We start from the raw sequence: 14,716 nt of genomic DNA, 5'->3' as shown, positions 1-14,716 counted from the left end.
GGTAGTACTACTACCTGGCGGTATGCCTGGTCGAGACGCCGTTCCGGGAAAGGCGGAACGGAATGGGTGTGTTAATGGGATGTGTCAACTTTCATTTCTTGGGGATTCGCCACCTTGTGAAATGGTCTTCAGATGATTGAGGACTGAACCATGTTCAGCGCATGGCCCCTTGTGTCACGATGTGCGCGACCGCGCGACCTGGGGGTGGGAGATGCTGTACTTCGGTGGGCTGTTCGGAGTGCTGATGCTGGGACTGACGATCTTCGCCGTCGTGGACGTGATCACGACCGACGACGGGTCAGTCCGCAATCTGCCGAAGATGATGTGGCTTCTCCTGGTCTTGCTGTTTCCGTTGGTGGGCTCGATCGCGTGGTTCGTGGCGGGTCGTCCGGTGGTGGGGACCGGACGCGCGCGCTTCGGTGCGTTTGAGCGCGATGCTTCTGCTTTTCCCGAGTACAACCGGCCGGGGCGGTTCGCGGCCACCAATCCTGACGACGACGAGGAGTTCCTGCGCCGCTGCCGTGAGCGCGCGGAGGAACAACGACGCAAGGGACGCGAGAACCAGTGAGGAAAGTCCTGCTGTTCTTAGTTGTTCTGCTCGCCGGTTGCGGAGGCAACGCGCAGCTGGCGGCCCCACCCCAGGCAACCCCGACGTCCACTTCGGACAAGCTGGCGCCCGGCGAGTTCCAGGCGCGCTGGTGGACGTGGGCATCCCAGCCGACGAACACCAATCCCGTCTCCGACACCTCCGGGCGCTTCTGCATGCGTGATCAGCCCGTCGAGGTCTGGCTGCTCGCCGGGGCCCTCGAGAACGGGCCGGTCGAGCGGCAGTGCCGGGTTCCCGCCGGCAAGCCGCTGCTCGCGCCCGTCGTGAACCTGGCCAGCGACGTCGCCGGCTGCGAGACGTTCATGAAGAGCGCGCAGGGCGAAGTGCTGCTGGACGGCTCCACGCAGGCGTTGACGAGGGTGTCCGCCACGCCGTTCACCTACGAGGCGCGTGCGGGCAACCCGTTCGGCGCCCAGGCCGGGCGGATCAACTCGGTCGGCTGCGGGCTGTACGCGTGGATCACGCCGCCCGCGTCCGGTGAGCACGAACTGGTGATCCGCGGGTCGGCGGACGGCAAGGAAGTCGACGTCAAGTACAAGCTGATCGTGGGCGCCGACTAGAAAATCGGGTGCACGGGTCCGGTAACGTGGTCGGTGGCGTCGAGCAGACGTGAGGCTGGAGCCGCTCCCCGGCAGTGAGCGGCACGTTCCGCCGCAGTGTTCAGCAACTCCTGCTCATCGAAGCGAACCGACCACGTAGACGCGTGCACATGCGTCCTTGTCGTGCCGAGCCGGGCGGCGGAAACGAGGACTGCTGTCATGGCACGTCTGTCCACCACGGACCAGCTCGCCGATCTGCGGCGCCGCTACACGGGCGAGAACCTGTCCCAGGCGGTTCCGGCCGTCCGCGACGGGGACCTGCTGCCCGACGCGACCACCGAGGCCCAGCGGCAACTGGAGGCCAAGGTGCTGCTCGCGGGCTGCACCGCGGCCAGCATGCTCCAGCTGATGCCGCCCGCGAGCATCATCAGGCCCGCCCACGCGTTCCGGACCGTGGAACCGGGGGAGACCCTCAGGCTGCACCTGAGCGACCGGGCTCTCGGCCCGGTGCTGTTCGAGCTGCTGCCGCGCACCGAGGCAGGCTTCGGCATGGGCGTCGCCGGACTCGAGCACCGGCAGTACCGGCGGTCGGCCGAGCTGACCACGGGCGATGCCGGCGTAGTTCTCGCCGGGGTCGACGAGAACGCGTGGGACCTCGGCATGCGGTACGTGCGCTGGATGCACGAGTTCCGCGGCGTGGAGTACGTCGACGGTGGCGGCAACGACGAGGACATCGCCGAAGCGGCCACTGGGAGCGCTCTACTGCGCCGGGTACACCTGTGGCATGACGCGAGCTGGCTGCGAGCACTTCCGCTGGGAACAGGGTGGTTCGTCGAGTGGCCGGGTGGGCCGCGGGAGAGCGAGATCGCTCAGAAGCTCGCCCACCCGCGGTTCGGCACGACCCGGAACATCACGCTGCGCCGCGCCGAAGCACCTGACCAGGACGTCGAGGAGGGCATGCGGACCTATCCGTGGCCTGAGGAGTTCGTGTCTGCCGTCACGGCCGGCGAGCCTGATCAGGGGCCTGCCCGCCGGTAGACTGCCCTTTCGCTCGCAGGAACGATCGTCAGGAGGACCCCGGTGACCCAGCAGGCTGCCGAGGCCCAGTCCGAAGCCACGCGCAAGGCCCCTCGCGTGCTCGTCGCCGAGGACGAGGCGCTCATCCGTCTCGACCTCGTCGAGATGCTGCGCGAAGAGGGCTACGACGTGGCGGGTGAGGCTGCGGATGGTGAAGAGGCCGTCAAGCTCGCGACCGAGCTCAACCCCGACCTGGTGATCCTGGACGTGAAGATGCCCAAGGTCGACGGGATCGAGGCTGCCCAGCAGATCGCGGGGAACCGGATCGCGCCGGTCGTGATCCTCACCGCGTTCAGCCAGCGCGACCTGGTCGAACGCGCTCGCGACGCCGGTGCGATGGCCTACCTGGTCAAGCCGTTCGCCAAGCGGGACCTGGTGCCCGCGATCGAGCTGGCCATGAGCCGGTTCAGCGAGCTCGCTGCTCTTGAGCAGGAGGTCGCCGGGCTCACCGAGCGGCTGGAGACGCGCAAGGTCGTGGAGCGGGCCAAGGGCGTGCTCATGACCAAGCAGGGGCTGAGCGAGCCGGAGGCGTTCCGGTGGGTGCAGCGCACCGCCATGGACCGCCGCACCACGATGAAGGCCGTCGCGGAGGCCGTCATCGAGAACTTCGGCTGAGTCAAGACCGGCTGAGTTCTAGCCACACGGAGTCCGTCTGCCGCCCCGGATCCTCGGGGCGCAGGCGGACTTCGACGTTGTGGCTGCCCTTCAGCGAGATCTCCAGTTCGTGCCGGCCACCGACGCCACCCGGCATCGGCATGGTCGCGACGTGGCCGCTGTCCACGTACACCTCAAAGCCCGCCAGTGGCGCCACGGAACGCGCGTGAGCGGCGTCGAGGGTGATGGCCAGGGTCGCGTCGTTCGGGGTCACACGGATGAACTCAGCCGTCAGCACGGGCAGAACGGGCGCCGGCTCGTCCGGCGCGTTCGCCAGCTTCACCGGCGACTGCCCCGGCACCTCCAGGTAGCTCTCCAGCACCTGGGCCTGCGACGCACCGGGCATGCGCAGCACGAACGGCGACAGGGCGTCGGGTCCGGCCGGTCCGAGCAACTCGGCCGGCACGTCCCCGGTCACGGTCAGCTCGCTTTCCTCCGCCCCGGACCAGCCGCTCACCACCGGCCGCAACGGCACTCGCGCCGAACCGAGCTGCGCGACCAGGCCGTTGGGATCACCACCGTCGCCAAGACGCACCGTTGCCCGTAACCGCGCCGAAGAAGCGCCACGCAACGGTGCGCGCGCTGTGCCAATGCCCGGCGCCTCCTCATCGGGCTCCAGCACGCGCAGCGTTCCCGCCACGATCGACGTCTCGGTCACCTCGGGCACGGACTGGAGCGAACCCGTGATGCCGACCGCGTCGACCTCGACGCGTCCCGGATAGCCGATCGGAGGCGTCATGCTGATCAGCACGCTCGCCTCACGCCATTTCGGCACAACTGGTGATGTGGCGATCTGCCCGCCGTCTTGCAGAACGCGCACACCGTTCCGTGTCAGCACTACTTCGAATCGATGCAGAACGCCCGCACCTCGGATACCGGGTAGTACGGAGTCGTCCACCACCACCCGAATCGCATCAGCGGGAGGTATGGGTCCGACGCGATCCGGTGTTCCCGGAACCAGGTCGAGCACCAGCTTCCCGCGTGGCCCGGCCGCGTCCGTCACGACGGCCACTCGCCCCAACTCGTCTGCGTCGTTCAGCTGCAGCAACGTCCGTGCGCGCAACACGGCCGTGTCGTTCCCACACGGCATGTCGATCACCAACCGGCCACCCGAGCCGGAGCTGGGATTCACGCAACCGGGTCGCCCGCTCAGGTGGTAGCGGCGTTCGAGGAACGTGTCGTCGAAGTCGTCCAGCCAGCCGTTGACCGCCCGGCGCCACCCGTCGTCACCTGGACGTTCCTCGGCTCTGGCGGCCAGCGAGCGCTGGCCGAACGCGTCCACGGCCCGCACGTCGGCCCTGCCAGGACCCGCGATCTCGGGCGACGCGACCAGCTTCCCGAAGACCTCGTACCCGGACGCGCCGGTGACCGGCACCCATTGGATTCTGCCGTCACTGCTCCATACGGAGGACGGCGCGCTGAGCGGAGCCGGCTGAGTGGGCAGCTTGACGAAATCCGCCGCGTACTTCGTCAGCCGAACGGGCTGTGAGCTGGGCTTCTTCGTTGCGTCGTCGGTTTCGCGCAAAACCAGCACCGCGGCGACGAGTACGGCGGCGGCGCCCACTGCTGCGATCACCCGACGACGCGGAGTCATACGTCCACGTTATGGCAGCCGTCCAAAGAGTGAACGGAGGTTACGGTATGTGACATTGCTTAAGTGAAACATAACGCCGCGTTGCGTTATGGTCACGAGCCCATTGGCTTTGATGACTGGGGTCACAGTCATCGCCTAGGTTCCGGCCATCCCTCAGGAGAGGGTGCAGGAGCGGTGCGCGGAGAACTCGCGTCGCCGGGAGCAGGGATATAGGAGGGACATCACGTGCGTAAGCACTCTGTGAAGTCCGCTGCGATTGTCGGCGCCACGCTGCTTGTCGTCGCAGCCTGTGGCTCGAACAAGGAAGAAGGCGGCACTGCGGGGGGCAGCTGCGACACGTCGAAGGGCACCTTGACCGTCGGTGTAGTCGCCCCGCTGTCCGGCAACCTGTCCGCTCTCGGCATCGGCATCAAGCAGTCCGCCGAGCTCGCCGTGGACGAGGCCAACCAGAAGTGCACGGTCAAGGGTTACAAGCTGACCGTGTCCGCTCAGGACGACGAGGCGAACCCCGCCAAGGGCGCCCAGGCGGCCACCAAGCTGTCGACCGACCCGAACGTCGTCGGCGTCGTCGGCACGCTGAACTCGTCGGTCGCCCAGACGGTGCAGCCGATCCTGCGGGACAAGAAGATCCCCCAGGTGTCGCCCGCCAACACGAACCCGACGCTGACCAGGGGCAACGACTTCCTGACCGCCCCGAAGCGCCAGTTCGACAACTACTTCCGCGTCTGCGCCACCGACGACCTGCAGGGCCCGTACGCGGCCAACTACCTGGTCGAGAAGGCCGGCAAGAAGAAGATCGCCATCATCACCGACGGCAAGACCTACGGCGCGGGCCTCGCGGCCGAGCTGTCGAAGCAGGTCGCCAAGAAGGGTGGCCAGATCGTCGGCCAGGAGACCGTCGGCGAGAAGGACACCGACTTCTCCGGCGTCATCGCCAAGGTCAAGGCGCTCGCGCCGGAAGCCGTCTACTACGGCGGTGAGTACCCGGCCGCCGGCCCGCTGTCGAAGCAGATGGCGAGCGCGGGCCTGAACGTCCCGGTCATGGGTGGCGACGGCATCTTCGACCCGAAGTTCATCGAGCTCGGCGGTAAGGAAGGCGACCTCGCCACCTCCGTCGGCGCGCCGACCGAGTCCCTGGCCACGGCCAAGGCGTTCGTCGACGCGTACAAGAAGAAGTTCGGCAAGGAGGACTACGCCGCCTACGGTGCGTTCTCCTACGACGCCGCGAACGCGATCATCGGCGCGCTGGCCAAGACCATCGACGGTTCCGCGTGGGACGAGTCGAAGCGTGACGCGATGCTGACCAACGTCGGCTCGTACAGCGGTTCCGGTGCCACCGGTGAGGTCAAGTTCGACCAGTACGGCGACAGCACGAACAAGGTGCTGACCGTCTACTCGGTCACCTCTGGCAAGTGGAAGGACGTTCAGACCGGCGAGTTCACCGGCTGATCGACTACCTAGTCACTGATTGAAGCCACGGCGGGGGCGGGCGTTGTTTGCTCGCCCCCGCCGTCTACGGAGGTAGTCGTGTCAGTCCTGCTCCAACAGCTGGCCAACGGGGTGATCCAGGGCGCGTTGATCGCCCTGATCGCTCTCGGGTACACCATGGTGTACGGCATCATCCAGCTGATCAACTTCGCCCACGGCGAGGTTTTCATGGTGGCCTCGTACGGAGGCCTCGCCACGTTCACGCTTCTTCCTGACGACCTCAAGAAGTCGCCTGCCGTGGCCCTGCCGCTCATGTTCGTCGGCGGCATCGTGGTGGCGGTCCTCGTGGCCGTGATCATGGAACGGTTCGCCTACCGGCCGCTGCGCAACGCGCCCCGGCTGGCGCCGCTGATCACCGCGCTCGGCGTGTCCGTGTTCCTGCAGGAAGCCGTGCGCGTGTGGTACCCCGACGCCACGTCGAACCTGCCCTACCCGAAGGTCTTCCCCGAAGGCGGCCTGTCGCTCGGCTCGGTCAACATCGCGTGGACCGGCGTGCTGCTCGTCGGACTGTCGGTCGGCCTCTCGGTCATCCTGCAGACCTACATCAACAAGTCGCGGATGGGCCGGGCGATGCGGGCGACCGCGCAGGACCCCGACACCGCGAAGCTGATGGGCGTCAACCCCGACCGCGTGATCGTGCTGACGTTCATCTTCGGCGCGGTGCTCGCCGGTGTCGCCGGTGTCATGTTCGGCGGGTACCTGAACAACATCAACATCGACATGGGCTTCCAGAACGGCATCTTCGCCTTCACGGCGGCCGTCCTGGGCGGCGTCGGCAGCATCCGCGGCGCGGTCATCGGCGCGTTCATCATCGGTCTGATCAAGACCCTGGCCGGTCAGTACATGCCGGGCGGCACCCAGTACGACTACGTGTGGATCTTCGTCGTGCTGATCCTCGTGCTCGTCTTCCGCCCGCAGGGTCTGTTCGGTGAGCCGGAAAGGGTGCGCGCATGAGCACGAGCACTGTGTCCACTCCCGCCGCGACGGCTCCCGTCGAGAAGCGTTCCGCACTCGCGCCGCTGGGCAAGCCGTTCGCGGTCGCGGGTGGTGTCCTCGGGATCGTCGCGGCACTGCTGCCGTGGGTCACCTTCAGCCTCAACGACGGCAACTGGCCGGACAAGTCGACGCTGCAGTTCTTCGACGCGCCGTTCGCCGTCACCGGCTTCCGCTGGCACGTCCTGCTGCTCGGCGTCCTCGTCCTGGTCGCGGCGTTCGCGCCGGTCCCGTCCAGGGGCCGGGTCGTCCGTGCGCTCGGCTGGGGCCTCACCATCGTTTCGTTCGTCAACGCCGCGTACATCACGGTCAAGGGCGGCGGCCTGGCCGCCATCACGGCCCTCGACGGCGCCACGGCGTTCGGCAGCGTCGTCGGCCTGATCGCCGGTGTGCTGGCGATCCTGGCGGGCTACGGCATCGGCATCGAGCCGGTGGGCGAGTGGAAGTTCAAGGTCTCCACGCCGGTCGCGTACCTGGTGCTGCTGGTGTCGTTCGGTGCGGTGCTCTACGCCGTCGCCGCGATGCTGACCACCGGTGGCGTCGGCGCCTCGAACCCCTACGCGGGTGCGATCTTCCTGTCGTTCCTCGGGTTCGCCGGTGGTGTGCTCGGCGCGCTGAGCGGTGTCGGCTTCGTCCGCTGGCTCTCGGCCCTGTCCGAGCAACACCGCGTGTTCAGCGTGATCGTGCTGGCGGCGTGCGCGCTGCTGCTGCCGTTCACCGACGCCGGCAACGAGTACTGGATGACGGTCGCGGCGAACATCGGCATCTACGCCGCCACCGCGATCGGCCTGAACATCGTCGTCGGTCTCGCGGGTCTGCTCGACCTCGGGTACGTGGCGTTCATGGGTATCGGCGCCCTGGTGGCGGCGAACTTCTCCGGTGCCGCCACGGCGCACTTCGGCATCACCCTGCCGTTCCCGGTCGCCGCGGTCGTCGCGGCCATCGTGGCCGGCATCTTCGGCGCCATCGTCGGTTCGCCGACGCTGCGGGTCCGCGGTGACTACCTGGCGATCGTGACGCTCGCGTTCGGTGAGATCTTCACCCGCTCCGCGCAGAACAACATCGGTGGCATCACCAACGGCTCCAACGCGATCCCGGGCATCCCGCCGCTGTCGCTGTTCGGTGCGGAGTTCAACAAGTCGATCTCCATCGGCGCCGTCAAGCTGCCCGCGGGTGTCCTCTACTACGTCCTCATCGTGCTGCTCGTCGCGGCGACGATGGCGGTGTTCGCGAACCTCAAGTTCAGCCGCATCGGCCGCGCTTGGATCGCGATCCGCGAAGACGAGGACGCGGCCCGCGCGATGGGCATCCGCACCGGCAAGATGAAGATCCTCGCGTTCCTCATCGGTGCCACGCTCGCGGGCCTCGCGGGCGCGGTGTTCGCGCACAAGAACGGCACCGTCTCGTACGAGTCGTTCAAGTTCCTCGAGTCGGTCACGCTCCTCGCGGCGGTCATCCTCGGCGGCATGGGCTCGATCCCCGGCGCCGTGCTCGGTGCCGCGCTGCTGTTCGTGCTGCCCGAGAAGCTGCGCGACTTCGAGGACTACCGCCTCATGATCTTCGGCCTCGCGCTGATCCTGATCATGCGGTTCCGGCCGGTCGGCCTGATCCCCGATGCGCACAGGCGCGCTGAGATGATCGAGCGCGCCGATGAGAACGCCGAAGAGGCGCACGTGGAGGCGAAGAAGGCATGAGCACGCCCGTATTGGAGGCGCGTGACGTCTCGATGGTCTTCGGTGGCCTCAAGGCGTTGAAGGGCGTCACCCTGACGCTCGACGAAGGCAAGATCGTCGGCCTGATCGGCCCGAACGGCGCGGGGAAGACGACGTTCTTCAACTGCCTGACGGGTCTGTACACGCCGACCACGGGTCAGGTGCTGCTCAAGGGCAACGTCCTGCCCGGCGACCCGGCCCAGGTGACGGACGCGGGTGTCGCCCGCACGTTCCAGAACATCCGCCTGTTCCCCAGCATGACCGTGCTGGAGAACGTGATGGTCGGCCGGCACGTCCGGATGAAGCAGGGCCCGCTGGCCTCGCTGTTCCACGGTCCCGCCTACCACCGCGGTGAGAAGGCGGCCCGCGACCGGTCGCGGGAACTGCTCGCGTTCGTCGGTCTGAACAACTTGGACGACGAGCTCTCGCGCAACCTCCCGTACGGCGACCAGCGCCGTCTGGAGATCGCGCGCGCGTTGGCGACGGACCCGGCGGTGCTGCTGCTGGACGAGCCCACGGCGGGTATGAACCCGCAGGAGACGGAAGCGACGCAGCAGCTGATCTTCCGCATCCGCGAGACGGGTGTGTCCGTCGTCGTCATCGAGCACGACATCAAGTTCATCTTCGGTCTGTGCGACTCGGTTTCCGTGCTCGTGCAGGGTGAGCTGCTCGTCGAGGGCAGCCCCGAGGTCGTGCGGGCGGATCCGCGGGTGGTCGAGGCCTACCTCGGCAAGCCGCCGGAGGAAGTCGAGCACGAGATCGAGGCAGCAAAGGGGGAGCAGGCATGACCGCGCTGCTCGAAGTCCGCAACCTCTCGGTCGCCTACGGCGCGATCGAGGCCGTCCGCGACATCTCGTTCACCGTCGAGGCCGGCCAGATCGTGTCGCTGATCGGCTCGAACGGTGCGGGCAAGACCACGACCCTGCGCACCATCTCGGGTCTGCTGCGGCCGGCGTCCGGCGAGATCCTGTTCCAGGGCAAGCCGATCCACAACGACCCGGCGCACGCGATCCTCGGTGAGGGCATCGCCCACTGCCCCGAGGGCCGCCGGCTCTTCCCGCGGATGACCGTGGAGGAGAACCTGCAGCTCGGTGCGTACGTCCGCAAGGACGACGGCGTCGAGGCCGACATGCAGCGCGTGTACGACCTTTTCCCCGTGCTGGGGGAGCGGCGGCACAACAAGGCCGGGCTCTTCTCCGGTGGTGAGCAGCAGATGCTGGCCATCGGACGCGCGATGATGTCCAAGCCCCGTCTGCTGATGCTCGACGAGCCCTCGATGGGTCTGTCGCCGATCATGACGCAGCGGATCTTCGACACCATCAAGGAGCTGCAGTCGCTCGGCACCACCATTCTGCTGGTGGAGCAGAACGCGCTGGCGGCGCTGGCGTTGTCCGACCACGGGTACGTGATCGACCTCGGCAAGACCACTTTGGACGGTCCGGGTCACGAGCTGCTCGCGTCGCCGCGAGTGCGCGAGGCGTACCTGGGAGAAGCCCACTAGTTCAGTTGTCGTGAGAGCGGGGCGGAGGCTTGTCCTCCGCCCCGCTTTCGTTCATCCGCGGTCGAAGTCGGCCAGGATGCGGGGCAGCGCCAGCTTCGCGGCCTTGCCGTGGTTCACGTCCGCGCCCAGGTCGATCAGCGTGGACTTGGCGTGGTGCCGCTTCAGGCGTTGGTCGCAGTAGGCGGAGGTTTCGAGCAGGGTGTCCTTGTCGCCGGCGGAGGAGTAGATCGTCACCGGGACCGCGGGGCGCCAGTCGCAGTAGCCGTCCGCCTGGCGCAGTTTCGCGCGCAGGACGCCCGTCGGGTGCTTGACGCGGTCGAGGTAGGTGGCGGTCAGGAGTTCCGCCATGGTGGCGGGCAGGTGCCGGAAGATCTCCTCGTTGCGGTGCTCGCCGTCGAAGAGCGCCTCGATCGCCGGGTCGCGGAAGGCCTCGGCCGGGTGGTCGTAGAGATGGTGGAGCCGGTTCCACGCCACCGTCCAGTACGCCATGTACGCGACGCCGTTGGCGATCTCGTCGTTCGTGGCCTTGGCGACCAGCAGGCTCGGCTTGAAGGGTCCGCCGATGGGCGCGAGGCCGCCCACCTTCAGGCGGGCATCGGCGCCGGACTGCAAGGCCTGACCGAGGGCCATGGCGGCGTGGCCGCCCTGCGAGTGGCCGGTGATCATCACCCTCGGGTCGGGACGTAAACCCTTCCACGCGGCGAACTCGCGGGCCGCGCGCAACGCGTCCACCGAGGCCGTCACGGTGGACGGGGCGTCGACGTACGGGTGGTGGCCGGGGCCGGTGCCCAGACCCAGGTAGTCGGGAGCTGTGGTCAGGTAGCCGGCGGAGGCGAACAGCAGGGCCGCGGCGCGGTCGTTGCCGTCCGCCACCGAGGCGACCGAGCCCCGGTAGCCGGTGGTGCCGTGCAGCCAGGCGGCTTGGCGGGGCGTGCGGTCCTCGTTGCGCGGTAAGGCGATCAGGGCGCTCGCGGTCGTCGGTTTTCCGAACGGGTCGATGGTGCGGTACGTGATGCGCTTCGCGTCCACGGCGAAGCGGACGCGCGAGGCGTCCAGGTCGTGGTCCCCCAGATAAGTGACCAACTGGTTGGTGTCCATGGTGGACACCGGGACGACGTCGAGGAGTTCGCCGCGGGTCGCGTGTGCGGAGGCGGTGGCCGGGACCGAGGCCGCGACCACGACGCCGCACAGGACTGCTGCTGTCAGCCGAGTCGTGAAGGTCATGCCTCCACGATGTCGAGGTGATCTTGCCGGCACACTGGGGCTGACCGCAGAGATGGGGTGTGGTTCACCCCAGTGTTCAGGCGCCCGGCGGCTTCGCGCGGAGGATGCACGTGAGGCGGGCGGTGCAGGTGCGCTTGCCGTCCTCGTCGGTCACGACGATCTCGTACGTCGTGGTGCTGCGGCCGAGGTGGATGGGGCGCGCCACGCCGGTGACGATGCCCTCGCGCGCGGCGCGGTGGTGGGTGCAGGACAGTTCGAGTCCTACCGCGATCGAGCCGAACTGGTGGGCGTGCATCGCGGACCCGAGGGAGCCCAGCTGCTCGGCGAGCACCGCGTTCGCACCGCCGTGCAGCAGGCCGAACGGCTGCCGGTTGCCCTTGACCGGCATGGTGCCGATCATCTCCTGGACATCCCATTGGGTGATTTCGATGCCCATGCGGACGTGCAACTGCTCGTCGGCGTACTCCACTGGCAGGTCGGGGGTCACACGCGCTCCAAGGGCTCAAGCAAAACTGTCAGACCCCCACCCTAGACTCGGGCTCGTGACTACCTCAGACGTGAAGCGGCTCCTGCTCATCGACGGTCACTCGATGGCCTACCGAGCGTTCTACGCCCTGCCCGCCGAGAACTTCGTGACGAAGACGGGCCAGGTCACGAACGCCGTGTACGGGTTCACGTCCATGTTGATCAACATTCTGCGCGACGAGAAGCCGACGCACGTGGCGGTGGCGTTCGACGTGTCGCGCAAGACCTTCCGCTCCGAGCAGTACCCCGAGTACAAGGCAGGTCGCTCCAAGACGCCGGACGAGTTCCGCAGCCAGGTCTCCCTGATCAAGGACGTGCTCGCCACGCTCCGGGTCCCCACGATGGAGAAGGAGAACTACGAGGCGGACGACATCATCGCGACCCTGACCACGCAGGCCGTGGCGCAGGGCTTCGAGGTGGAGATCGTCACCGGCGACCGCGACGCGTTCCAGCTGGTCAACGACCAGGTCACGGTGCTGTACCCGGTCAAGGGCGTCTCGGAGATGGGCCGTTTCACCCCCGCGTACGTCGAGGAGAAGCACGGCGTGCGGCCCGACCAGTACGCGGACTACGCGGCGGTGCGCGGTGACTCCTCGGACAACCTGCCGAACACGCCGGGGGTGGGCCCGAAGACGATCATCAAGCTGCTCAACCAGTTCGGCGGGCTCAACGAGCTGGTCGACCGCGTCGACGAGGTGCCGGGCAAGGTCGGCGAGGCGCTGCGCGGCAACCTGGCGAACATCATCATGAACCGCCAGCTCACGGAGCTGATCAAGGACGTCGAGCTGCCGTACACGATCGACGGCCTCGAGGCCCAGGCGTGGGACCGCGACGCCGTGCACGCGCTGTTCGACGAGCTGGAGTTCCGCGTCCTGCGCGACCGTCTGTTCCAGACCCTGACGACCGCGGAGCCCGAGGCCGAGGAGGGTTTCGAGGTCTCCGGTGGCGCGATCCCCGCCGGCACGCTCGCCACGTGGCTGGACCAGAACGCGCGCAAGACGCGCGTCGGCGTGGCCCTGCGCATCACGACCGACCTGGAGGGCGTCGCGCTCTGCACGGCCGACGGTGAGGGCGGGTACGTCGACGTCACCGAGCTCAACGAGGCCGACGAGCAGGCACTGGCCGCGTGGCTGGCGGACGAGAGCGTCGCCAAGGCGGGCCACGACCTGAAGTTGCCGTTGCGTCGCGTGCGTGCCCGCGGGTGGAAGCTGCGCGGCCTGTCCTCGGACACGGCGCTCGCCGCGTACCTGGTGCGGCCCGGCCAGCGTTCGTTCGCCCTCGACGACCTGGCGCTGCGCTACCTCAAGCGCGAGCTGCGCGCCGAGGAGTCCGGCGACGGCCAGCTGTCGTTGCTCGCCGACGAGTCCGAAGAGGCGCAGAAGGTCGCCACCAGCACCATCCTGCGCGCACGGGCCGTGGCCGAGCTCGCCGACCGCCTGGACACCGAGCTGGTGACCATCGGCGGCGCCGACCTGCTGGCGAACCTCGAACTGCCGCTGATGAACGTGCTCGACGAGGTGGAGGCCGTCGGCATCGCGATCGACGTCGAGCACCTCTCGGAGCTGGAGGCGCACTTCGCGGGCGGCGTGAAGCAGGCGGCGCAGGACGCGTACTCGGTGATCGGCAAGGAGATCAACCTCGGTAGCCCGAAGCAGCTGCAGACGGTCCTCTTCGACGAGCTGAAGATGCCGAAGACGAAGAAGACCAAGACCGGTTACACCACGGACGCGGACGCGCTGCAGAACCTGTTCGAGCAGACCGAGCACCCGTTCCTGCAGCACCTGCTCTCGCACCGCGACGTCACGCGGCTGAAGTCCACTGTGGACGGCCTGCTGAAGTCGGTGGCCGACGACGGCCGCATCCACACCACGTTCCACCAGACGATCGCCGCCACCGGCCGGTTGTCCTCGACGGACCCGAACCTGCAGAACATCCCGATCCGCACGGACGAGGGCCGCCGCATCCGGCAGGCCTTCGTGGTCGGCGCGGGCTTCTCCGAGCTGATGACCGCGGACTACAGCCAGATCGAGATGCGGATCATGGCCACGCTGTCGGGCGACGAGGGCCTGATCGCGGCCTTCAACAGCGGCGAGGACCTGCACACCTACGTGGCCTCGCAGGCGTTCTCGATCCCCACCTCCGAGGTGACGGGAGAGATGCGCCGCCGCATCAAGGCGATGTCGTACGGTCTCGCGTACGGCCTGTCGGTGTTCGGTCTGTCGCAGCAGCTCCGCATCCCGACCGAAGAGGCCCGCGAGCAGATGGAGGCCTACTTCTCCCGCTTCGGCGGCGTGCGCGACTACCTCAACGAGATCGTCGAGAAGGCCCGCAAGGACGGCTACACCGAAACCGTCCTGGGCCGCCGCCGCTACCTGCCGGACCTCACCTCGGACAACCGCCAGCGTCGCGAGATGGCCGAACGCATGGCCCTCAACGCCCCGATCCAGGGCAGCGCGGCGGACATCATCAAGGTCGCCATGCTGGGTGTCTACCGCGCGCTGGAGGAGTCCGGCCTGCGGTCGCGGATGCTGCTGCAGGTCCACGACGAACTCGTGCTGGAGATCGCCGAGGGTGAGCGCGAGGCCGTGGAGGCCCTGGTGCGCGACCAGATGGGCAACGCCTACCCGTTGCAGGTCCCGCTGGAGGTCTCGGTCGGCGTGGGCCGCTCCTGGGACGACGCCGCGCACTAGTGCGCACGAATTTGATGGGGAGACGTTCCTTGCCCCACCTCAACTTATAACCGACGGGGGGACTTGCCGCAAGACCAGGGGTGACCCTCAGAATTCGTGGCCTCACCAGCGG

At 67.9% G+C, this 14,716-nt stretch carries 13 protein-coding genes; 10 read left to right on the top strand and 3 right to left on the bottom strand.

What is annotated here, in order from left to right; all coding sequences use genetic code 11:
* Positions 1-211 precede the first annotated feature (211 nt).
* From G7043_RS42200 to G7043_RS42185, 4 genes are all read left to right on the top strand, one after another.
* Positions 212-568 carry a PLDc N-terminal domain-containing protein gene (locus G7043_RS42200; protein ID WP_166054477.1) on the top strand — a complete coding sequence of 119 codons (357 nt, stop codon included), beginning with the start codon at positions 212-214 and terminating at the stop codon, positions 566-568.
* The gene (locus tag G7043_RS42195) at positions 565-1,167 is read left to right on the top strand and encodes a signal protein (protein WP_166054356.1); all 603 of its coding nucleotides are present in this window, start codon (positions 565-567) and stop codon (positions 1,165-1,167) included. The genes G7043_RS42200 and G7043_RS42195 overlap by 4 nt, the downstream gene beginning before the upstream one ends.
* 198 nt (positions 1,168-1,365) lie before the next feature.
* Entirely contained in the window at positions 1,366-2,184 is an 819-nt protein-coding gene (locus G7043_RS42190) for a hypothetical protein (RefSeq protein WP_166054354.1), read from the top strand.
* Positions 2,185-2,226: 42 nt separating this feature from the next.
* Positions 2,227-2,838: an ANTAR domain-containing response regulator gene (locus G7043_RS42185; protein WP_166054351.1), complete on the top strand. Its 612-nt coding sequence runs from the start codon at positions 2,227-2,229 to the stop codon at positions 2,836-2,838.
* A gap of 1 nt (position 2,839) precedes the next feature.
* Here the strand turns inward: G7043_RS42185 and G7043_RS42180 are convergent, their stop codons facing one another.
* Complete coding sequence (locus G7043_RS42180; RefSeq protein ID WP_166054349.1) at positions 2,840-4,471, bottom strand: hypothetical protein; 1,632 nt, start codon at positions 4,469-4,471, stop codon at positions 2,840-2,842.
* 351 nt (positions 4,472-4,822) lie between these two features.
* Between G7043_RS42180 and G7043_RS42175 the strand changes: the two genes are divergently transcribed.
* The 5 genes from G7043_RS42175 (at position 4,823) to G7043_RS42155 (ending at position 10,165) form a co-directional block, all read left to right on the top strand.
* Entirely contained in the window at positions 4,823-5,920 is a 1,098-nt protein-coding gene (locus G7043_RS42175) for a branched-chain amino acid ABC transporter substrate-binding protein (RefSeq protein ID WP_242643281.1), read from the top strand.
* 78 nt (positions 5,921-5,998) lie between these two features.
* Positions 5,999-6,913: a branched-chain amino acid ABC transporter permease gene (locus G7043_RS42170; protein WP_166054346.1), complete on the top strand. Its 915-nt coding sequence runs from the start codon at positions 5,999-6,001 to the stop codon at positions 6,911-6,913.
* Positions 6,910-8,646 (top strand): branched-chain amino acid ABC transporter permease, encoded by a 1,737-nt coding sequence (locus tag G7043_RS42165; RefSeq protein WP_166054344.1) that lies wholly within the window; start codon positions 6,910-6,912, stop codon positions 8,644-8,646. The genes G7043_RS42170 and G7043_RS42165 overlap by 4 nt, the downstream gene beginning before the upstream one ends.
* Positions 8,643-9,452 (top strand): ABC transporter ATP-binding protein, encoded by an 810-nt coding sequence (locus G7043_RS42160; RefSeq protein WP_166054342.1) that lies wholly within the window; start codon positions 8,643-8,645, stop codon positions 9,450-9,452. The genes G7043_RS42165 and G7043_RS42160 overlap by 4 nt, the downstream gene beginning before the upstream one ends.
* Entirely contained in the window at positions 9,449-10,165 is a 717-nt protein-coding gene (locus tag G7043_RS42155) for an ABC transporter ATP-binding protein (protein ID WP_166054340.1), read from the top strand. The genes G7043_RS42160 and G7043_RS42155 overlap by 4 nt, the downstream gene beginning before the upstream one ends.
* Before the next feature lie 51 nt (positions 10,166-10,216).
* Here G7043_RS42155 and G7043_RS42150 read toward each other — a convergent pair whose 3' ends face one another.
* On the bottom strand, positions 10,217-11,389 hold the full coding sequence (locus tag G7043_RS42150) for a lipase family protein (protein WP_166054338.1): 1,173 nt from the start codon (positions 11,387-11,389) through the stop codon (positions 10,217-10,219).
* A 76-nt stretch (positions 11,390-11,465) separates the two neighbouring features.
* Positions 11,466-11,825 carry a hotdog fold thioesterase gene (locus tag G7043_RS42145; RefSeq protein ID WP_166054336.1) on the bottom strand — a complete coding sequence of 120 codons (360 nt, stop codon included), beginning with the start codon at positions 11,823-11,825 and terminating at the stop codon, positions 11,466-11,468.
* 154 nt (positions 11,826-11,979) lie between these two features.
* Here G7043_RS42145 and polA point away from each other — a divergent pair, with 154 nt between their 5' ends.
* Complete coding sequence (gene polA / locus G7043_RS42140) at positions 11,980-14,604, top strand: DNA polymerase I (RefSeq protein WP_242643300.1); 2,625 nt, start codon at positions 11,980-11,982, stop codon at positions 14,602-14,604.
* Positions 14,605-14,716: the final 112 nt, after the last annotated feature.

The sequence above is a fragment of the Lentzea alba genome (assembly GCF_011067745.1).
Lineage (GTDB): Bacteria > Actinomycetota > Actinomycetes > Mycobacteriales > Pseudonocardiaceae > Lentzea > Lentzea alba.
The sequence above is the reverse complement of the archived record's forward strand: the minus strand, read 5'-3'. Positions and strand labels throughout refer to the sequence as shown.

Coding starts and splice junctions, on each gene's coding strand:
- G7043_RS42145 (WP_166054336.1), bottom strand. CDS start 11,825: ATGGGCATCGAAATCACCCAATGGGATGTCCAGGAGATGATCGGCACC.
- G7043_RS42160 (WP_166054342.1), top strand. CDS start 8,643: ATGAGCACGCCCGTATTGGAGGCGCGTGACGTCTCGATGGTCTTCGGT.
- G7043_RS42150 (WP_166054338.1), bottom strand. CDS start 11,389: ATGACCTTCACGACTCGGCTGACAGCAGCAGTCCTGTGCGGCGTCGTG.
- G7043_RS42190 (WP_166054354.1), top strand. CDS start 1,366: ATGGCACGTCTGTCCACCACGGACCAGCTCGCCGATCTGCGGCGCCGC.
- G7043_RS42200 (WP_166054477.1), top strand. CDS start 212: ATGCTGTACTTCGGTGGGCTGTTCGGAGTGCTGATGCTGGGACTGACG.
- polA (WP_242643300.1), top strand. CDS start 11,980: ATGGCCTACCGAGCGTTCTACGCCCTGCCCGCCGAGAACTTCGTGACG.
- G7043_RS42165 (WP_166054344.1), top strand. CDS start 6,910: ATGAGCACGAGCACTGTGTCCACTCCCGCCGCGACGGCTCCCGTCGAG.
- G7043_RS42180 (WP_166054349.1), bottom strand. CDS start 4,471: ATGACTCCGCGTCGTCGGGTGATCGCAGCAGTGGGCGCCGCCGCCGTA.
- G7043_RS42155 (WP_166054340.1), top strand. CDS start 9,449: ATGACCGCGCTGCTCGAAGTCCGCAACCTCTCGGTCGCCTACGGCGCG.